The sequence below is a fragment of the Pseudarthrobacter sp. PvP004 genome, assembly GCF_017876035.1.
In the GTDB taxonomy this organism is placed as follows: domain Bacteria; phylum Actinomycetota; class Actinomycetes; order Actinomycetales; family Micrococcaceae; genus Arthrobacter; species Arthrobacter aurescens_A.
Window position 1 is genome coordinate 3,032,526 of sequence record NZ_JAGINL010000001.1, and the last position, 19,561, is coordinate 3,052,086.

Genomic DNA, 19,561 nt, shown 5'->3' on the forward strand with positions numbered 1-19,561 from the left:
GGCGAGTGCCGACGTCGAGCTTTAACCTAGGGTTCCAGCGTTTCCGCGAGGCCTGCCAAGACGGGTTCGCGGCCCAACTCGATGTGCGAGTACGCCAGCGAGTAGGCCAGGTCCGGCTTACCCCTCAGGATGGCGTTGCACAGCTCGGTGTGTTCGTCCCGCTGGAGTTCGTTGCTGCGGTTATGGGCCAGCCCGAAGATCCAGCGCATCCGCCCGAACAGCGGTTTCACCGATTCAATCAGCAGCCGGTTGCCGGACAGGCGCACAATCTCGGCGTGAAGCTCGGCGCTGATGACAGCAACGTCGTCGGTCCGTTCTTCGTCAATGGCTGCCTTGGAGGCCTCCATGAGTTCCTCCAGCCGTCCGCCGTCGCTGCCCTCCGCTACACGGGTAGCGGCCATCCTTGCGGCGAACGTCTCCAAGCAGAGGCGAACATCGAAGAGCTCGTTAACATCCGTGAGGGTCAGTTGCCGTACTACGGCACCGCGGCGTGGGAAGGTTGCCACGAACCCGTCCTGCTCCAGGCGCTGAATGGCTTCGCGCACGGGAATGCGGGAGACGTTGTAAAGCTCCGAGAGTTCACGTTCCCGCAGGCGCATTCCTTGGGCGTACGCTCCCGTGACGATGCCTTCCAACACCAGTTGGTAGACGTTCTCCGCGCGGGCCTCTTCATCGCGGCCATTACCGGATTCCGGCATCGCTTCAGCCACAGTCAAACTTCCCTTCATGCCAGCGTCCGCTCCAGGTGCCGGACGGCGCCGGTCAGCGTTCCAACCGAGCATACACGGGAGGAAACAGCTCATCGGCCGGGCGGTTCCGGGCATCCCGGACCGTGTAGGCGTTGCGCATCGTGTCGAAGAGCCGCGACGGTGCTGGCGGGCGTGCAATAGAAGCAGGCAATAGATTCACTATCGAAGGAGTAACCATTGAATACCCTGATCCGCGCCGTCCGCCCCTGGGGGCAAGCGCTCAGCGACGTCACCCTGGTGGCGGGCGAAGCAGGCGGCAAGATCGTCGCCGTCGAACCGCATGATCCGGCCCGTGTGCTTCCAGATGGCGTTACGGTGGTGGATGGCCGCGGACGTTTGCTGCTCCCGTCCTTCTCGGACGTCCACGTTCACCTTGATTCCACCCGTATCGGCCTTCCGTTCCGGGAGCACACCGGAGGTCCGGGCGTGTGGACCATGATGATGAACGACCGTCAAAACTGGCGCAACGCGGAAGTCCCCCTGCAGGATCGCGTGAACGACACCCTGGGCCGGATGATCGCCCGGGGTACCACCCGGGTCCGCTCCTACGCGCAGGTTGACGTGGACTGCAGGCTCGAGCGTTTCGACGCCGTTGCTGCCGCCAAGGAGAAATTCGCCGGCCAGGCTTCCGTGGACATCATCGCTTTCCCCCAGGCTGGATTGTTGCTGGAGGAAGGGACGGTGGAGCTTATGGAGGAGGCACTGAGAGCCGGTGCCAACGTCATGGGTGGCATCGATCCCTGCACTCTTGACCGCGATCCGGCCAAGCACCTGGACATCGTGTTTGCCCTGGCAGAGAAGTACCAGGTTCCCATCGACATCCACCTCCACGAGCCCGGCGAATTGGGTGTTTTCAGCACCGACCTGGTGCTCGAGCGCACCCGGGCGCTGGGGATGCAGGGAAAGGTAACCATGTCCCACGCCTACCAATTGGGCAGCGTTAATGTGGCCACAACGCGCAGGCTCATTGATGCCTTCGCGGAACTGGACGTGTCCTTGGCCTCGGTTGCTCCGTCTGCTGCAGGCCAACTGCCCATCCCCCTGCTCACCGAAGCCGGCGTTCGTTTGGGCTTGGGCGAGGACGGCCAACGTGACTACTGGTCCCCGTACGGCAACACGGACATGCTGGACCGCACCTGGCAGCTTGCCTTCACCCACGGTTTCCGCAAGGACGAGCTGATCGAGCACTGCCTGGCCATCGCCACGATCGGTGGTGCGAGCATCCTTGACCCCAGCGCTACCAGGCTGAAGGACACGGCCCATCGTCCCGGCGTCGAGGTTGGCGATCCTGCGGAACTGTTGCTGGTGGATGGCGAAACTGTGGCTTCCACAGTGATGGACCGTGGTAAAGACCGGACCGTCATCCACGCCGGCAAGGTGGTGGCTGACCAGTTGGAGCTGGTCTGAGGGCTACTCGCCTCGCGCCGTGGGCGCGTCATCCAGCGGCGACCACCACGTCACAGGAGGCGTTACCTTGAAGCGACGGCCCGTCACCTCGCTGGGCGTGATACGGATGAACTGGTCCTTCTGGCCGGCTTCCCACGGGAACAGCAGGAGTCCGATGGTATCCAGCACGTCCTGCGTCAGCTTCACGGCCGACGCTTGGCCCTTGACCACCACGCTCCAAGCCACCCCTGTTTCGGCGTTGACGCCGTCGGCTTCGATGGCCACGGGCGCGTCGCCCAGGGCTGCGTGAAGTTTGGTGCCTTCGCCCGTCCGGAACACCATGGTCCCGTGATCCACTTTGTAATTCACCGGAAAGATGTCCGGGTGATTGTCCACCCACACGGCAAGCCGGCCCACCGAGACGCCACGGAGGAGCTCCCAGCATTCGTTGGTTTCCAGGATTTCCGTGGCGGGTGTTTCCGGCTGTTGAGTCCCTGATGGTGAGTTCGTCATATCGCCGAGGATACGCCGGAGCATAGCCCGCCGACAGTGGCCGAACACCGTCTAACGGACTATTCACCCCCGCGTGCGAGAGTGAATAGTCCGTTGGGGGATGAATTTCGGCTCACGGGCTCAACGTTGACTACGGGGCCACGGATCGCCAGGAAGCCTGCAGCAGCCAGAATCACCGCTTCGGCCGCGAGCGCCCAGAACGTAACTTCCCAACCTCCTGTCCAGGTATGGAGGAGTCCGGCCACGAGTGGACCGAGCGAGGCAAGGGCGAACCCCAGCCCTTGGCTCATGGCCGAGAGCTTTCCCGCTGTCTGCGGACCGAACGAACGGATCACCACCAACGCCATGGCAAGGCCAAAGCCTGCACTCTGGACGACTCCCAGGATCCCCACCATGACGAACTGCAGACCCGCTGGCGCCGTGAGGACTCCCAAAAGCGCGAGGGCCACGGCCAGTCCGAGGCCGGGTGCCATGATCCGCAGAATGGCAGGACGACCGGCCAGCACAGGAGCCAGCAGGCTTGCGGGGAGCCCGGCCAGGCTGAACCAGGCCAGCAACGCAGCAGCGTCGGCCGATGACAGCCCTTTGGAGACGAGGTAAACAGCCAGCCATGACGTGATCGCAAAGTAGAGCATGGCCTGAAGCCCGAAGAAGGCTGTCACCGCCCACGCCGTGCGCTGCTTGCGCAGCAGCGTGACTTCCCCCGGGTTGACGGGCGCCAGTAAGACAGAGGACGACGGCGTGTCCTGCGTCAGCGACGAAACCGCCGCGGCCCCGGCTTCACGCGCGGAAGTCTCTGCCGCCGTCGGGCGTCCTCCGGAACGGTGGATCAGGAAGGCTCCCAACAGCGCTGGGACAGCCCACACAGCCAGTGCCGACGGCAGGTTGCCGCCGAAGGCCTGCTGCAGTGGCTGGACCAGCCCGGCGCCCAGCGCAGCGCCGAGGCCGAATCCCATGGTGCACAGGCCAGTCCACCAGCCGGTGCCGCGGTTTGCTTTGACGATCTGGGGCACCAGCACGCTGGCTGTCATGATCGCCATGCCCGCCAAGAAGGTTCCGGGCAGCAGCAGTGTAGGCACGGTCGCCCGAACGACCAAGGCCGCGGCCAGGACCAGCAACGCCACCGCGACGGCACGACCGGTCCCGAGTCGTCGAGCCAGCCATGGCCCAATAGGTCCCGATATACCGAAGGCCAACACCGGCAACGTCCCCAGCAGCGGAAGCAGCCCAGGATCCAGGCTCAACACCCCCGGCACCTGATTCATCACCCCGGCAACGGTAGTAATGGCCGGCCGAAGATTGACGGACACCATGACAAGCGCGATCAACACCAAACCCACTCTCAGCCTCGGATTCAGTCCAGATCCAGCCTGCCGCTTCTCGCGCACGTCATTCCCCTCATAGCAACTTTGGTATACCAAATAAGACTATGAGGAGAGCGGTGGAAAGTAAATGCGGCAAAAAGCTGGATGCGCTATGGGTGGGAATACGACTACTTCGCGTCTGGAATACCAAGAAGTGCTGAGGTGGTCCGCTGGAGGGTTGGATGTGAGAGAGCGTCACAGCCAAACACGAGGGATGTGAGAGAGTGTGGCCGGACCACGGCTCTAGATAGCCTTCCCTGGGTTCAGAATCCCCTGCGGGTCGAACAATTCCTTGATCCGTCGCTGCAGCTCACGCACGGGTTCGGGCTGTTCCAGGCCGAGCCAACGCAGCTTGTATTGGCCCACGCCGTGCTCACCTGTGATGGTGCCGCCCATTTCGAGGCCTACGCGGATTGATTCGTCCAGGGCTGCGTTGAGTCGTTGGAGGGCGTCGGCGTCGGTGGCGGGGTCTACGCGGTCCATCCAGAACGTGGGGTGCAGGTTTCCGTCGCCGGCGTGTGCCACTACTTTCAGCCGAACCTGGAATCGGGCGGCCATGGCTTCGAGTTCGGCCACGAAGTCCACCAAGCGCGAGCGTGGGACGGCGATGTCTTCGCCGACCCGGAATTCGTCGTCCACTTCGACGCCGCGGCTGTTTCTGCGGAGTTCCACCAGCATTTCGGCTTCTTCGCTGGCTTCCGTGGTGACTGTGGCGCCGCGGTCGGCGAGTACTTGCCGGACGACGTCGGCTTCTGCAGCCGCTCCGAAGCCGTCGGTCTGGATGAGTAGCAGGGATTTGCCGCGCTTTTGGAGGTCGCCGCCGTTCAGTTCGTCGAGCTGCACCAGGGTGCCGTTGTCCAGGAGTTCCATGATGGCGGGCTGAACGCGGGCTTTGCCTACTGCGAGCACTCCGGCGGCGGCGCTGCGGAAGTCTTGGTAGAACGCGGCAATCGTGTGAATTTCGCGCGGCAGGTATTTGAGCCGAACGGTCACTCCCACCACGATCCCCAGGGTTCCTTCGGAGCCCACCAGCAGCGCGGTGAGGTCGTAGCCCGCGACGCCTTTGAAGGTTTGGTGGCCCGTGTGCATCAGTGAGCCGTCGGCCATGACGACGTCGAGGGCCAGCACGGAGTCGCGCGTCACGCCGTATTTGGCGCACCGAAGTCCTCCGGCGTTGGTGGCCACGTTGCCGCCGATGGTGGACATTTTGTAGCTGGCCGGGTCGGGCGCGTACATGAGCCCGTGTTCGGCGGCGGCAGTGTTGAGGTCGGCGTTGATGACGCCGGGTTCGACGACGGCGGTCTCGTCGTCGGGGTTGAGGTCCAGGATGCGGTTCATCCGTTCCAAGCCCAGGACGATGCAGCCTTGGGTGGCGTGCGCTCCCCCGGAGACGCCGGTTCCGGCACCCCGGGCGACGATGGGCACCTGGTGGGCCGCGCAGCTCCGAACGATGTGTTGCACGTCTTCCACGGACTCGGCCCACACCACAGCGAGGGGCAGGTGCCGCTCCAGTAGCGGTCCTTGATCCACGGAGTACACGGTGAGGGTTTCTTCATCCTCGGCCACCTGCCCGGCACGAAGTCCGGCCGCGAGCTCTGCCAGGAATACTTGTTGGCCTGTCGAGGGCCGTGAAGGTTCACGGTGGCCCGCCGTCCGGGTGTTGATGCTTTCTTCTGATGTTCCGGCCATAGCCGTTTCGTCCGACACAGTGGTCCCTCCACGTACGCACCGCGGACACGCCAAACCGGCAGTCTTCGCAGTGTTTTAGTGCTCACAGTCTAGCCAGCACAGAACGGCAGAGCACGGCCACAGCCGCCGGCTATCCGGTGGGGAGCACCGTCCCCGGCAGCGCCCAGATTCCTGCGGAGGTACCTTCGGCTCGTAGGCAAACACCGTCGACGCCGGATGGACCGGCGGGTGCGGAGCTCACTGTTCCGGAGTGGTGCAGTGGCGAGGCAAGCAACGCTTCCAGCTGCCCGTTGGAGAGGACTGAGTTGTCGAGGACCACCTCTGCCGTGTCCCTTGCGACGAACACCAGCACTGATGACTCTGCCGTTTCACGGACAAAAACCATGGCGTCGCCCTCGGCGTGCAGCCAGCGCACCCCGCCTTCGATCAGCGGCGGCAGTTCCCTGCGCAGCCGCGCAAGGTTGGCGTAGAGGGATCGCATGTCCGTCAGCACGTGGTTGCTCTCAGCCCACGGCATGGGCGTCCTGGAGTCCTCGCCGTTGAAGCCTTCGAGTCCGAACTCGTCGCCGGCAAACATGACCGGAACTCCTGGAAGGCAGAAGGTGAGGGCGGCACCCACGGCAGGGCCGCCGTCGATCATCACCGTTGCCGCCCGCGCAGTGTCGTGCGTGTTGAGGGCGTTCATGTTGTTTTGTCGCACACCCCAGCTAAATCCCGCGGCGAGGTCCTGATGTGTTGCGAGGACGTCCTCAGCATCGATCTTGTTGGGACCGGATTGGGGTGAGCCAAAGAAGTTGACGTTCGGCGCGTCTTTCGCGAGCCAGGACCACAGCGGCCGGGTCAGGTGGGAGTATGTCATGGCTCCCTGCCAGTGCTCGCCCGTGAAGTCCGGGGAGGCATCGGAGGTGGACTCCGCCAGCAAAGCAGCGTTCGGGTTTATCTCGCGCACCCTGTCCGCAATGAGCCGGGCCACGTCATGGTTGAGGTCCACCGCGCCCAGACGGCCGGTCATGTTGCCGACGTCGATCCTCCAGCCATCCAGGTTGAACGGCGGCTTAAGCCAGCGGGCCACCACGGAATCATCGTCCGTCACGAAACGTCGGCGGAGTGCCTCCGAGGACCAGTTGAACTTGGGCAGTGACGGCACGCCCCACCAGGACTCGTAGCTGGAATGGTCGGCGCTGAAGTAGTAGTAGCCGGCTTCTTCCGAGCCGGGATCGACGAGCGCCTTGACGAACCACTCGTGGGCGTCGCCGGAGTGGTTCGCGGTGAGGTCCCCTATGACTTTGATTCCGCGCGCGTGTGCGGCTTCCACCAAGTCCACCAGGGCCTGGTCTCCGCCCAGGAGCGGGTCCACGGAATCGAAGGTGGACGCATCGTAACGGTGGTTGGAGCGTGCGGGGAAGAAAGGCGTCAGGTAGAGGATATCCACGCCCAAGTCCTGCAAGTGGCCAAGTTTGCCCGTAATCCCGGGAACGTCTCCCCCATAGAACTGGGTGGGTGCCTGCGCGCCCGTCCCCACCACCGGAGTGTCCCAGGAACATGCGATAGCCCAATCGGGCGTGGGGTGGTCCCCCGCTTGGGCGGAACGGGCAAACCTGTCAGGAAACACCTGGTACGTGGTGCCCTTACGCAGCCAATCCGGAGCCGGGGCAAACGCCGTCAGCCTGAAGTCCGCCGAGTCGGAAACGTCCCGTCGGAACAGGCCTTGGGCGTTGAGGTTCCAGTAGCGCCGCCCAACGGTGCTTCCACTCGCCACGGTGGCGGCAGCATCGTCGTCGTGCGTTTCAGTGACTTCCAGCAAGAAGCGGTACTTGGCCACCGGGTTTGCCACGAGCATCGCCGCTTCCCACCAGTCCCAGCCATCAGCCGAACCGAGCCGGATCGCAGCGTCGTAGCGCGGCTCGCCGTCCTGGACGGACCGGACCCAAACCTTCGACGCCGGACCCCACCCCTGTGGGACACGCACCCGGAGCCGGACGGTATCGCCAAGGGACACGGCGTGGGGAGCATGAAGTCCGGATCCGTCATGGTGCGGAAGGGCGATGGGCATGGTCAGCCTTTCACTGAGCCGGCGGTGAGGCCGCTGACGATGTACTTCTGCAGGAAGAGGAACAAGGCCATGACAGGTATGGCCGCGATGACGGCACCTGCTGCGAAGACGCCCCAATTTTCGGAGCGCTGCTGGGCTACGTAGGAATAGAGCCCGACGGCGAGTGTCTGGCTGTCAGGATCGGTGAGGACAACGCTGGCGATGACGAATTCGCTGGAGATGCCAATGAACGCCAAGAGACCCACAACAGCGAGGATCGGGGTGACCAGGCGCAGGATGATGCCGAAGAAGATCTGGACATGGCTGGCACCGTCGATCTTCGCGGCTTCGTCCAGGGACTGAGGAACTGTATTGAAGAACCCGTACATCAGATACGTGTTCACGCCCAGCGCACCGCCGAGGTACACCATGATGAGGCCCAGCTGGCTGCCCAACCCCAGGGCGGGGATCACTTGCGAGACGCCGCTCAGGAGCAGGAAGATCGCGACGACGGCCAACAGTTGCGGGAACATCTGCAGCAAGAGGAGGGTCAACAGTCCCATCCGGCGGCCTTTGAAGCGCATGCGGGAGAACGCGTATGCGGCCATGGCACCGAGGAAAACGGTGGCGGCGGACGTTACCGTACCAATCACCAAAGTGTTCACGAACCATCGGCCGAAAGGCCGGGTGGGGTCGCTGAAGAGTGCCACGAAGTTGCCGGTATCGAACCTGGAGAAGAGGCCGTTGGAACCTACCAGGGTGCCGTTGGAATCCAGGGCAGCGGACAGTACATACAGGAGCGGAAACACGGCGAAGATCGTGGTGACGATGCCCACCACATGCCGCCAGCCTTTGTCCTTGAACCAGACCCCGAACGGACGTCGTGTAGGCGCCAGCGGCAATGGGCCGCCGTCGAACGTTGTTTCCTTGCTGGAGGCGAGTGTGCGTACGCTCATCAGTTCACGTCCTCGAGTGCTTTGGTCTGCTTGAAGCTGATGGCCGAAATGGTGGCCACGATGATGAAAATGATGATGGCGAGCGCACTGGCCAGGCCGTAGTCGCGCCCCGTGCCTTGGCCGAACGCCACCTTGTACACCAGCGTGATCAGGATGTCGGTGGATCCGATATCGCGGTCAGTGTCCGCAAAGCGCGGCCCGCCCCCGGTCAGCATGTAGATGACGTTGAAGTTGTTGAAGTTGAAGGCAAAGGAAGAGATCAGCAGCGGTGCCACGGACACAAGGAGCAGTGGCAACTTGATGGACCGGAACACCCGCCACGCCGAGGCTCCATCCATGCGGGCGGCCTCATCGATTTCGGACGGCAGCGACTGCAGGGCGCCGGTGCAGACCAGGAACATGTATGGGAAGCCGAGCCACACATTGACCACCAGCACGCTGATCTTGGCCAGGACAGGGTCCGTGAGCCACCCGATGTTCGCGCCGCCCAGCAGTGTTTGATTGAGCCAGCCGAACTCGGGATTGAGGATGCCGGACCACACCAAGCCGGACAGGAAGGCGGGGAACGCGTAGGGCAGGATCATCAGGATCCTGTACGCCTTCTTGCCGCGGAGGTCCTCACGGTTGAAGGTGATGGCCAGGAAGAGGCCCATCACGAAGGTCAGCGCGACGGATGCGATGGAGAAGGTGAACGTCCAAAGGATCACACCCAGGAGTGGCCCGCGAAGGCTGGGGTCCGTAAAGGCCCGGGCGAAGTTGTCCATGCCTACGTCGATCTTCCAGCCGGTTGCCAGGGTCTCGCCGTTGGCGTCGGCGAAAGCGCCCTTGCCGTTATCGCGGTACTCTGTGCCGGTTTCGGTATCCGTGAAAGTGTCCGTGGCGGCGTCATAGTTGAGCGCCGGTTTGAACTGGTACGCCGTGCTTCCGTCTGCTGTGCGCAAGGTGCCGTCAGCGGGATCGTCCGAAACCGGGACCGTGATCTTCAGGATGTCCTGCTGGTTGGCCACGATTTCCTGGAACTTCAGCGTCTCATAACCCGGCAGGGAGTTGGCCTTGCCCGTTGAGTCTTTGCCTGCCTCCGGGACCTCGGTGAGCGGATCCTCACTGCTGCCGAGTTGTGCCTTACCGGACGGATCCGTGAACAGCAGATAGAAGCCGTTGCCCTTGGTGAGCACGGACGCCTTGTATGCAGGCGAATCCGGGACGCGCTTCTGGGCCGTCAACTGGATGGCCGAAATGGCATCGTCTTTGGTGCTGTTGTGCCCATCGCCGTAGTTGGTGAAGGCGATGTAACCGCTAAACACCACCACCAGGACCTGGAACACCAGCAGGAACAGCACACCGGGAGCCAGGTACTTGGCCGGTAGCCCACCTTTGCGGAGGTAGATCCAGTTGATGGCCAGAACCACCAGTGACGATACCGCCAGCGCGGCCCAGGACTGGCTGAGGAAAAGCATCATCAGGACGTACACCGCAAAGGCGTCCACAAGTCCCAGTAGGACCACCTTGAGGATGGTGCCCTTGAGGGAATCCGGGTGGCGTGCGGGCTTGGCTGCGGGGCGGGCGCCGCTGCTGACGGGCTGTTCCGGGGTCGGTTGGCCTTGGGTGGCTGGCAGTTCGCGGAGGTCTGGTTTTGGCATTGTGGATCCTTGGGGGAAGCGGTTGGCGGCAGGCAGGGCCGGGCGGTGGATTGCCGCCCGGCCCGGGGCAGACCGGTGGAGTTATCCGGTTGTGGTGCTAGCCGCCGATCTTGGACTTGATGCTGTCGGCCATCTTGGTCCAAGCCTCAGCCGGATCGCCCTGGCCCTTGATGATGGCCAACTCGGTGGCGCCCCAATCAGCCCACACCGCGCTCATTTCAGGGATTGCCGGCATGGGGATGCCCGTGGCACCGATCTTTCCGAACGCCTCCACAACGGGATCGCTGGCGGCCTTCTCGAACGAGGCTTTCAATGCCGGCGGGCGTCCGCCTGCCGCATACATGGAATCCTGTGCCGACTCGGAGGTGAGGTAGTTGGTGACGAACTCGTTGGTGGCCAAGGCGTTGGCGCTCTTGGCGCTGATGAAGAAGCCGTTGACGCCGATGAACGGCTGGGCAGGCTCGCCGCCGGCTGTGGGTAGCTCATCTACGGCGAACTTGATGCCCTTCTTCTGGACGTCAGGAACGTTCCATGGGCCCGTCAGGAAGTACGGGGATTCCCCGGCCAGGAACTTCTCCTTGGCAATGTCACCTGTGATGTTGGAGTTGATGATCTTCTCACCGGCGTCGCCCCAAGCGGCCAGCTTCTTGGCGAATTCGACGCCGGCAGCGTCACCGATGAGGAGCTGCTTTGCGTCATATCCGCCATCGGCGCCCTTGCCGAAGACCTGTGAACCCATGGAGGACTGCAGCGGGTACAGGTGGTACGGATCGCCCTGCTTCGGGTCCATACCCACCAGGAACGGGAAAGCGGCCTTGCCGTCCGCAACGGCCTTCTTGCCGTTGGCCACTACTTCGTCCAGCGTGGCAGCCTTGCTGTCCACGATGCTGGTGTTGCGCAGCAAGGCGATGTTCTCGATGGCGTACGGGACACCATAAACGGCGCCGTTGTAGGTCATGGCCTTGATGGAGGAATCCTGGAACTGCGCGGCTTTGTCGCCCAGTTCGACGGGAGCAATCACACCGTTCTGGACGAACTTTCCAATCCAGTCGTGGGGTCCAACAATCAAGTCCGGCCCCTGGCCGGTGGGTACCTGGGTGATGAAGTCGTCACGCACTGCGGCGAAGTCCTTGACCACAAGCTTCACTTCGATGCCGGTATCGGACTTGAACTTCTCCGTGATGTCCTTCAGGGCCGGAGAGCGCTCGGCGTCAACCCACATGGTGATGGCACCGGCTCCAGCAGCCTTGAGGTCCGGTTTTGTAGCATCCGAACTGGGTGCGGTGGAGGCGCTTCCACCGCAGGCGGTCAGCGCCAGGGCTGCGGCCACGGAGATCGCCCCGGCGGCAAAAACACGCCGGGTGGTTTGAGTCGCGAGGGTATTGTGCACCTTCATTGGTGTCCCTTCCGTTCTTCTTTGCTTCGACGGCAAGGGCTCTAAACCCGTCGCATCGCCGGTGACATTGCTCACAAACTGCAAGCGTTTCCACACACTACAGTGCTGAATGCGAATTTGAAAAGCTCGCGCTTCGTGACCAAAGCAAAGACAGCATCCTTAGGACTGGAAGCGTTTACAACTCCGCAGAATCTCTTCTACGATGTGTTCATGTCCGTTGACTCATTGCTCTCGGTTGCGACCCACGAGCCCACTGCAGCTTTCACGCACGTGACCCCCGTCCACGACGCCTCGACGTCGCACGGATGGTGGCGGTCCGCTGTGATCTACCAGATTTATCCGCGGTCCTTCCGCGACCTCAATGGCGACGGTGTAGGAGACTTGGCGGGCATCACCGCCGAGCTTCCGCAGTTGTCGACGTTGGGCGTCGACGCCGTGTGGTTGTCGCCCTTCTACCGTTCACCCCAGCGGGACGCCGGATACGACGTCAGCGACTACTGCGACGTCGATCCCCTCTTCGGCACCCTGACCGACTTCGATGCCCTCATCGCAGAGGCCAACAGGCTCAACCTGCGTGTCATCGCGGACCTCGTCCCCAACCACTGTTCCGACCAGCACGTCACCTTCCAAGCAGCGCTTACTGCCGGTGCCAACAGCCCCGAGCGGGATATGTTCATCTTCCGGGACGGCCGAGGACCCGACGGCAACGAGCCTCCCAACAACTGGCAATCGCACTTCGGCGGACCGGCATGGACGCGCGTCATCGAGCCGAGCGGCAAGCCCGGCCAATGGTTCCTGCACCTCTTCGATTCCTCGCAGCCGGACTTCAACTGGGACAACCCTGCCGTCCATGCCGAGTTTGAACGCGTCCTCCGCTTCTGGCTGGACCGCGGCATCTCCGGCTTCCGGGTGGACGTCGCGCACGCCCTGGTCAAGGCAGCCGGACTCCCTGACTGGGGTGGCCGCGCAGATGGCAACAGCTCCGAAGGCTTCCCGGGCCAAGACGCTCCCATGTTCGGCCAGCCCGCCCTGCACGATATCTACCGTCGCTGGCGCTCCATTCTGGAAGAGTACGGACCGGACCGCATCCTCTGCGCTGAGGCCAATGTGGACCCGCTCCCCCGGCTGGCACAGTGGGTCCGACCCGACGAAATGCACCAGGCCTTCAACTTCCCCTACCTGCACGCAGGACTGGACGTGAACCGTCTGCGCCACATCATCACGGACTCCCTGATCTCCTTGGACGCCGTGGGCGCCCCGAGCACTTGGGTGCTGTCCAACCACGATGTTGTCCGGCACGTTTCACGGTTCGGCTACGACGGACCAGGACCCCGCGACGGCGACGGCATCGGCCCTGGCGACGTGCAACCCAACGAACACCTCGGACGACGACGGGCTGCCGCGGCCACCATGTTCATGCTGGGCCTCCCCGGCGGCGCCTACCTCTACCAAGGCGAAGAGCTCGGGCTCCCGGATTCCTCCAGCATTCCCGGCAGCATGCGCCAAGATCCAACGTTCGCCCGCACCGGCGGAGCCCGCATCGGCCGCGACGGCTGCCGCGTGCCGCTCCCCTGGCGTTCGTCCGAACCCCACTCAGGGTTCGGCAGCGGCCTGGACCCATGGCTGCCCCAGCCCGAGTCCTGGCCCGCCTTGGCAAGGGACAAGCAAGAGGCGGATCCGGCGTCGCACCTTAACCTGTACCGCCGGATGCTCGAGCTCCGCACCACGCACCGCCTCGGAGAAGGCTCCCTCGCCTGGGTAGAGGACTACTGCAGCGAGACCTCGCTCGCCTACCTTAACGGCAACACCCTGGTGATTTTGAACGTCGGGGCCGAGGCAATGCCGCTCCCGGCAGGCGAAACCATCCTGCGGAGCTCCGCGGCGGAAGTCGGCGCTGATCTCCTGGTCGCTGATCTACTAGGCTCGGGGGAGACAATCTGGCTAACAGCCAGCTAACTTTTCCTCCGAGGAGCAGCATGACCGGCATCAAGGACGTAGCCGAGCGAGCAGGGCTGTCCGTTGCCACGGTCTCACGAGCGCTGAGCGGAAAGGGCAACGTATCCCCCAGCAGCCGGGAACGTGCTCGCTCCGCAGCCGCCGAGTTGGGATTCGTGCTGTCCTACCATGCGTCAAGCCTGGCCTCCGGGCGCACGCACAACGTTGGTTTGGTGGTGCCCTCGGTCCACCGCTGGTTCTTCTCAGCGGTGATCGAGGGCGCCTCCGCGGCGTTGCTCGAGGCCGGATACGACCTCACCCTCTACAACATCGGTGAAAACCCCGCGCACCGGCAGAGCGTGTTCAACGACTTCCTGCTGCGCAAACGGGTGGATGCAGTCATTGCAGTGTCCCTGGAACTCAGCGAAGACGAGATCCAGCAGCTTCACGCGGTACACCGGCCCATCGTGGGCATCGGCGGACCGTTGCCGGGAGCGTCAACCATCAGGATCGATGACGCCGGCATCGCATTGAAGGCCACAAACCACCTGCTGGGCCTGGGGCATACCAAGATCGCGCACATCACAGGTCATGAGGCGTATGACCAAGACTTCCACCTGCCTGGAACCCGCCGCAGCGGTTTCGAGAAAGCAATGAACGACGCCGACTGCCCGGTAAGGCCCGAATGGATCGTGTCCGCGGACTTCACCATAGAAGGCGCGTACGCGGCGGCCCGGCAACTCCTGGCCAGCGCACCGGAGCGCCCCACGGCTGTTTTTGCGGCGTCGGATGAAATGGCCATCGGCACCATCCTCGCCGCCAGGGACTTCGGCCTGCGCATCCCTGACGACCTGTCCGTCATGGGCATTGATGGGCACGATCTTGGCAATGTCCTTGGCCTGACCACCATCGACCAGGATGCCAAGGGCCAGGGAGCGTTGGCCGTCCGGACTCTGCTGGGCGCCATCAACAACGGGTTGGTCCTGGAACCAGCCGATACCCAACACCCCACCAAGCTCGTGGTTCGCACCAGTACCGCGGTGCCGAGGGCCGGCACCTCCTAAGGTGTGCCTACGGCAGCCGCCGTTCCATCACGAGCTCAAGTTTTGATGTGTCCTGCGGATAGGGCCGGCTGGCACCGGTGGTCTCGAATCCGTGGCGCCGGTAGAACGCAAGTGCTCTTGAATTGTCCTCGTGCACCCCAAGCTCGATGCTTTCGGCCGCGAGTTCTCCAGCGGCGGCTCTGCACGCTGCATGGAGGAGTTCATCGGCTAATCCCAGCCCACGGTGCTCTGGTGCGACATACACGCTGATGAGCATGGCCTGCAGCGGTTTCTCCGGGATCCGGGGGTGTTTGACCACCACACGCATCAGGCCGCAGAGCTTACTGCCGTCGCTACCCGCGTCAGCGACCAAGGTGATGCTGGCATCCCCGGACATCGCTGCCGCACGTTCCTGCCACTGGGTGTCTGTTTGCCGGCGGGCGGCGTCCAGGCTCTCCACGTAAGCCATGGGCGTATCTGTGAGCATCTCCAGGCGGACGGCCCTCAACAAGGGCCAGTCAATCGCGTGGAGCCTGCGGATCCTAGGCAACTGCTCCGCCCATGAACCTCACGTAGCGCTCCAAGACACGGGGCCAACCTTCGGCGTAGGACGCGCGCGAAGCCGCAGGGTCTTCGGCGCCCTCCCAGCCGTCATGGACCAAGCGAACTTCAGTGCCCTCCTCCACGGCTCTGAAAGCCACACGGATCTCGGTGGACCACAGGGGCGTGCTCGCTGGGTACCAACTGGCGTGGAAGGACAGCGGGGGCTGCCAATCGTCGATGGTTCCCCACACGGAGGTACGACCGTCCTCGGCGGTCTCCAAGATCAGGTTCTCTTCAAACTCAACATGCGAGCCCGCACCGAAGACGCTCTCTTGCTCCAGCGGCCACCACAGATGTGGATGATCAGTGAATCCCTGGAAGGCGTGCGACACGTTGGTGGGAACCACGACAGTAATGATCAGGGGGTCAAGACCATCACCGTCCTGCTGGGACGGCTCGGGCTCCGACTCGGGGTGGCTAAAGAGGTTTTCCATGACCACCAACTCTACCGGCGGGAGCAGGCGCACACGTGGGTTAATCAGGGTTAAATGCGGGGAGCCCCGACCGTGGTGGTCGGGGCTTCCCGTGAATGGTTGTCCGGCGGTGTCCTACTCTCCCACACCCTCCCGGGTGCAGTACCATCGGCGCTGTGGGTCTTAGCTTCCGGGTTCGGAATGGGACCGGGCGTTTCCCCCACGCTATGACCGCCGTAACTCTGTTACCCGAACCCCGGTGCCAGGTTGTCCTGGGTGGGGGTGGGAAATCTTTGGGTTACAACTGTGGTGTTGTGTATTTAGTTGTTGGTTCCTGGAACGGTTGTTGTTCGGGAACCACATAGTGGACGCGTGCAGTGTGTTGTGTGGTGTAAGTTGTTGGCCTATTAGTACCGGTCAGCTTCACGAGTCTTTAGTCCTCGCTTCCACATCCGGCCTATCAACCCAGTGGTCTGGCTGGGGGCCTCTCACACATAATGTGTATGGAAATCTCATCTTGAAGCGAGCTTCCCGCTTAGATGCTTTCAGCGGTTATCCCATCCGAACGTAGCTAATCAGCGATGCACTTGGCAGTACAACTGACACACCAGAGGTTCGTCCGTCCCGGTCCTCTCGTACTAAGGACAGCCCTTCTCAAATTTCCTGCGCGCGCAGCGGATAGGGACCGAACTGTCTCACGACGTTCTAAACCCAGCTCGCGTACCGCTTTAATGGGCGAACAGCCCAACCCTTGGGACCTACTCCAGCCCCAGGATGCGACGAGCCGACATCGAGGTGCCAAACCATGCCGTCGATATGGACTCTTGGGCAAGATCAGCCTGTTATCCCCGAGGTACCTTTTATCCGTTGAGCGACGGCCATTCCACAATGTACCGCCGGATCACTAGTCCCGACTTTCGTCCCTGCTTGAGATGTCTCTCTCACAGTCAAGCTCCCTTGTGCACTTACACTCGACACCTGATTGCCAACCAGGCTGAGGGAACCTTTGGGCGCCTCCGTTACTTTTTAGGAGGCAACCGCCCCAGTTAAACTACCCATCAGGCACTGTCCCTGACCCGGATCACGGGCCGAAGTTAGATGTCCAAAGTGACCAGAGTGGTATTTCAACGATGACTCCACCCGAACTGGCGTCCGGGTTTCAACGTCTCCCACCTATCCTACACAAGCCACTCCGAACACCAATACCAAACTATAGTAAAGGTCTCGGGGTCTTTCCGTCCTGCTGCGCGTAACGAGCATCTTTACTCGTACTGCAATTTCGCCGAGTTTATGGTTGAGACAGCGGGGAAGTCGTTACTCCATTCGTGCAGGTCGGAACTTACCCGACAAGGAATTTCGCTACCTTAGGATGGTTATAGTTACCACCGCCGTTTACTGGGGCTTAAATTCTCAGCTTCGCCCGTAAGGGCTAACCGGTCCTCTTAACCTTCCAGCACCGGGCAGGAGTCAGTCCGTATACATCGTCTTGCGACTTCGCACGGACCTGTGTTTTTAGTAAACAGTCGCTTCCCCCTGGTCTCTGCGGCCCACACCCGCTCACGGAGAGCAAGTCTCCATCACGGGGCAGGCCCCCCTTCTCCCGAAGTTACGGGGGCATTTTGCCGAGTTCCTTAACCATAATTCTCTCGATCGCCTTGGTATTCTCTACCTGATCACCTGTGTCGGTTTGGGGTACGGGCGGCTAAAACCTCGCGTCGATGCTTTTCTTGGCAGCATAGGATCACCGGATCCCCCCGAACGGGGGTCCCATCAGATCTCAGGATCGTGCTCGAAGCACACAGGAACGGATTTGCCTATCCCTGACCCTACATCCTTAGACCGGGGCAACCATCGCCCGGCCCGGCTACCTTCCTGCGTCACACCTGTTAATACGCTTACCTCCCGGGATCAGGTCCCGCGCTCGGCCAAAACCCACAACACCACAAGGGTGAGCGGGCAGGCTCCGGGCGGTTAGTATCCCCCGCTTGGCATGGGCGGTTTTTCGCCGGTACGGGAATATCAACCCGTTGTCCATCGACTACGCCTGTCGGCCTCGCCTTAGGTCCCGACTTACCCAGGGCAGATTAGCTTGACCCTGGAACCCTTGATCATTCGGCGGACGGGTTTCTCACCCGTCTTTCGCTACTCATGCCTGCATTCTCACTCGTGTAGGCTCCACCGCTGGTTTCCACCGCGACTTCACTGCCCACACGACGCTCCCCTACCACTCCACACCCCTGAACCACGAAGGCTAGGGCATTATGTGAAATCCACAACTTCGGCGGTGTACTTGAGCCCCGCTACATTGTCGGCGCGGAATCACTTGACCAGTGAGCTATTACGCACTCTTTCAAGGATGGCTGCTTCTAAGCCAACCTCCTGGTTGTCTTCGCAACTCCACATCCTTTCCCACTTAGCACACGCTTAGGGGCCTTAGTTGGTGGTCTGGGCTGTTTCCCTCTCGACTATGAAGCTTATCCCCCACAGTCTCACTGCTGCGCTCTGACTTACCGGCATTCGGAGTTTGGCTGACGTCAGTAACCTTGTAGGGCCCATCGGCCATCCAGTAGCTCTACCTCCGGCAAGAAACACGCAACGCTGCACCTAAATGCATTTCGGGGAGAACCAGCTATCACGGAGTTTGATTGGCCTTTCACCCCTACCCACAGCTCATCCCCTCCATTTTCAACTGAAGTGGGTTCGGTCCTCCACGACGTCTTACCGTCGCTTCAACCTGGCCATGGGTAGATCACTCCGCTTCGGGTCTAGATCACGCCACTACACTCGCCCTATTCAGACTCGCTTTCGCTACGGCTACCCCACACGGGTTAACCTCGCGACGTAACACTAACTCGCAGGCTCATTCTTCAAAAGGCACGCCGTCACCAGAATCAGACTGGCTCCGACGGATTGTAAGCACACGGTTTCAGGTACTGTTTCACTCCCCTCCCGGGGTACTTTTCACCTTTCCCTCACGGTACTGGTCCGCTATCGGTCATTAGGAAGTATTTAGGCTTATCAGGTGGTCCTGACAGATTCGCACGGGATTTCTCGGGCCCCGTGCTACTTGGGATACTCCCCAGGCCGTGCACAACATTACGGTTACGGGGCTCACACCCTCTCTGGCCGGCCTTTCAAGACCGTTCACCTATGCCTGCACCTCACCTCACTGGTCCGGCAGAACCAGAACGGAAAGTCCCACAACCCCGCCCATGCAACGCCCGCCGGCTATCACACATGGAAACGGTTTAGCCTGATCCGCGTTCGCTCGCCACTACTAACGGAATCACTATTGTTTTCTCTTCCTGCGGGTACTGAGATGTTTCACTTCCCCGCGTTCCCCCCACGCACCCTATGTGTTCAGATGCGGGTCACACAATCACCTTGCAGCGTTGTGCGGGGTTTCCCCATTCGGACATCCTGGGATCAACGCTCGGTTATCAACTCCCCCAGGCTTATCGCAGATTCCTACGTCCTTCTTCGGCTCCTAATGCCAAGGCATCCACCGTGTGCCCTTAAAAACTTGACCACACACAGACCGGACTCTCATCCGATCATGCATCATCTATTCGAGAGAACCATGACCACAAGGGCCAGGTTCATTCATAAGAAATTGCTGTAAGAACACACACACCAACCCCAAAAAAGGGATCAGCCACGTGTGTGTTCTAGATGCTCGCGTCCACTATGTAGTTCTCAAACAACAACCCCGTCAACCAGACCACCACCCACCACAACCCACACCACAGCGGGGCCGTGCACGATGAACAGTGCTACCGGAAGCAGGAACAAAAGAAACACCAGAAGATGCCCCCATGCATTGCTGCAAAAAGGTCCTGTTG

At 61.9% G+C, this 19,561-nt stretch carries 13 protein-coding genes and 2 rRNA genes; 3 read left to right on the forward strand and 12 right to left on the reverse strand.

What is annotated here, in order from left to right:
- Nucleotides 1-26: 26 nt before the first annotated feature.
- A complete protein-coding gene (locus J3A64_RS13610; RefSeq protein ID WP_286176316.1) occupies nucleotides 27-728 on the reverse strand; it encodes a GntR family transcriptional regulator in 702 nt (233 codons plus the stop codon).
- A 198-nt stretch (nucleotides 729-926) separates the two neighbouring features.
- Here J3A64_RS13610 and J3A64_RS13615 point away from each other — a divergent pair, with 198 nt between their 5' ends.
- Nucleotides 927-2,156: an amidohydrolase family protein gene (locus J3A64_RS13615; RefSeq protein WP_011773663.1), complete on the forward strand. Its 1,230-nt coding sequence runs from the start codon at nucleotides 927-929 to the stop codon at nucleotides 2,154-2,156.
- A 3-nt stretch (nucleotides 2,157-2,159) separates the two neighbouring features.
- Here J3A64_RS13615 and J3A64_RS13620 read toward each other — a convergent pair whose 3' ends face one another.
- The 7 genes from J3A64_RS13620 to J3A64_RS13650 all read right to left on the reverse strand — a co-directional run bounded on the left by J3A64_RS13620 (nucleotide 2,160) and on the right by J3A64_RS13650 (nucleotide 11,725).
- The gene (locus tag J3A64_RS13620; protein WP_011773662.1) at nucleotides 2,160-2,672 is read right to left on the reverse strand and encodes a pyridoxamine 5'-phosphate oxidase family protein; all 513 of its coding nucleotides are present in this window, start codon (nucleotides 2,670-2,672) and stop codon (nucleotides 2,160-2,162) included.
- Between the two features lie 35 nt (nucleotides 2,673-2,707).
- Complete coding sequence (locus J3A64_RS13625) at nucleotides 2,708-3,979, reverse strand: MFS transporter (RefSeq protein WP_307807197.1); 1,272 nt, start codon at nucleotides 3,977-3,979, stop codon at nucleotides 2,708-2,710.
- Between the two features lie 276 nt (nucleotides 3,980-4,255).
- The gene (locus tag J3A64_RS13630) at nucleotides 4,256-5,701 is read right to left on the reverse strand and encodes an FAD-binding oxidoreductase (protein ID WP_210064529.1); all 1,446 of its coding nucleotides are present in this window, start codon (nucleotides 5,699-5,701) and stop codon (nucleotides 4,256-4,258) included.
- A 130-nt stretch (nucleotides 5,702-5,831) separates the two neighbouring features.
- Nucleotides 5,832-7,754, reverse strand: a complete 1,923-nt coding sequence (locus J3A64_RS13635) for a glycoside hydrolase family 13 protein (protein WP_210064530.1) — start codon at nucleotides 7,752-7,754, stop codon at nucleotides 5,832-5,834.
- Nucleotides 7,755-7,756: 2 nt separating this feature from the next.
- A complete protein-coding gene (locus J3A64_RS13640) occupies nucleotides 7,757-8,689 on the reverse strand; it encodes a sugar ABC transporter permease (RefSeq protein ID WP_210064531.1) in 933 nt (310 codons plus the stop codon).
- Nucleotides 8,689-10,329: an ABC transporter permease subunit gene (locus J3A64_RS13645; protein ID WP_210064532.1), complete on the reverse strand. Its 1,641-nt coding sequence runs from the start codon at nucleotides 10,327-10,329 to the stop codon at nucleotides 8,689-8,691. The genes J3A64_RS13640 and J3A64_RS13645 overlap by 1 nt, the downstream gene beginning before the upstream one ends.
- Nucleotides 10,330-10,426: 97 nt before the next feature.
- Nucleotides 10,427-11,725 (reverse strand): maltose ABC transporter substrate-binding protein, encoded by a 1,299-nt coding sequence (locus tag J3A64_RS13650; RefSeq protein WP_011773656.1) that lies wholly within the window; start codon nucleotides 11,723-11,725, stop codon nucleotides 10,427-10,429.
- A gap of 102 nt (nucleotides 11,726-11,827) precedes the next feature.
- Here J3A64_RS13650 and J3A64_RS13655 point away from each other — a divergent pair, with 102 nt between their 5' ends.
- Together J3A64_RS13655 and J3A64_RS13660 are read left to right on the forward strand one after the other, a co-directional pair.
- Nucleotides 11,828-13,681: a glycoside hydrolase family 13 protein gene (locus tag J3A64_RS13655; protein ID WP_210064533.1), complete on the forward strand. Its 1,854-nt coding sequence runs from the start codon at nucleotides 11,828-11,830 to the stop codon at nucleotides 13,679-13,681.
- 20 nt (nucleotides 13,682-13,701) lie between these two features.
- Nucleotides 13,702-14,724 carry a LacI family DNA-binding transcriptional regulator gene (locus J3A64_RS13660; protein ID WP_210064534.1) on the forward strand — a complete coding sequence of 341 codons (1,023 nt, stop codon included), beginning with the start codon at nucleotides 13,702-13,704 and terminating at the stop codon, nucleotides 14,722-14,724.
- 7 nt (nucleotides 14,725-14,731) lie between these two features.
- Here the strand turns inward: J3A64_RS13660 and J3A64_RS13665 are convergent, their stop codons facing one another.
- From J3A64_RS13665 to J3A64_RS13680, 4 genes are all read right to left on the reverse strand, one after another.
- Nucleotides 14,732-15,172, reverse strand: coding sequence for an N-acetyltransferase (locus tag J3A64_RS13665; protein ID WP_286176319.1), 441 nt, complete (start codon nucleotides 15,170-15,172; stop codon nucleotides 14,732-14,734).
- A 73-nt stretch (nucleotides 15,173-15,245) separates the two neighbouring features.
- On the reverse strand, nucleotides 15,246-15,740 hold the full coding sequence (locus J3A64_RS13670; protein WP_043471025.1) for an SRPBCC domain-containing protein: 495 nt from the start codon (nucleotides 15,738-15,740) through the stop codon (nucleotides 15,246-15,248).
- Between the two features lie 101 nt (nucleotides 15,741-15,841).
- Nucleotides 15,842-15,958, reverse strand: a 5S ribosomal RNA gene (gene rrf, locus J3A64_RS13675).
- Nucleotides 15,959-16,105: 147 nt separating this feature from the next.
- Nucleotides 16,106-19,248 (reverse strand): 23S ribosomal RNA (locus J3A64_RS13680).
- Nucleotides 19,249-19,561 lie beyond the last annotated feature (313 nt).

Bases quoted from the DNA above. Each gene is read 5' to 3' on its own strand.
- J3A64_RS13610 (WP_286176316.1), bottom strand. From the start codon at position 728: ATGAAGGGAAGTTTGACTGTGGCTGAAGCGATGCCGGAATCCGGTAAT.
- J3A64_RS13620 (WP_011773662.1), bottom strand. From the start codon at position 2,672: ATGCTCCGGCGTATCCTCGGCGATATGACGAACTCACCATCAGGGACT.
- J3A64_RS13630 (WP_210064529.1), bottom strand. From the start codon at position 5,701: ATGGCCGGAACATCAGAAGAAAGCATCAACACCCGGACGGCGGGCCAC.
- J3A64_RS13635 (WP_210064530.1), bottom strand. From the start codon at position 7,754: ATGCCCATCGCCCTTCCGCACCATGACGGATCCGGACTTCATGCTCCC.
- J3A64_RS13640 (WP_210064531.1), bottom strand. From the start codon at position 8,689: ATGAGCGTACGCACACTCGCCTCCAGCAAGGAAACAACGTTCGACGGC.
- J3A64_RS13645 (WP_210064532.1), bottom strand. From the start codon at position 10,329: ATGCCAAAACCAGACCTCCGCGAACTGCCAGCCACCCAAGGCCAACCG.
- J3A64_RS13650 (WP_011773656.1), bottom strand. From the start codon at position 11,725: ATGAAGGTGCACAATACCCTCGCGACTCAAACCACCCGGCGTGTTTTT.
- J3A64_RS13660 (WP_210064534.1), top strand. From the start codon at position 13,702: ATGACCGGCATCAAGGACGTAGCCGAGCGAGCAGGGCTGTCCGTTGCC.
- J3A64_RS13665 (WP_286176319.1), bottom strand. From the start codon at position 15,172: ATGGCTTACGTGGAGAGCCTGGACGCCGCCCGCCGGCAAACAGACACC.
- J3A64_RS13670 (WP_043471025.1), bottom strand. From the start codon at position 15,740: ATGGAAAACCTCTTTAGCCACCCCGAGTCGGAGCCCGAGCCGTCCCAG.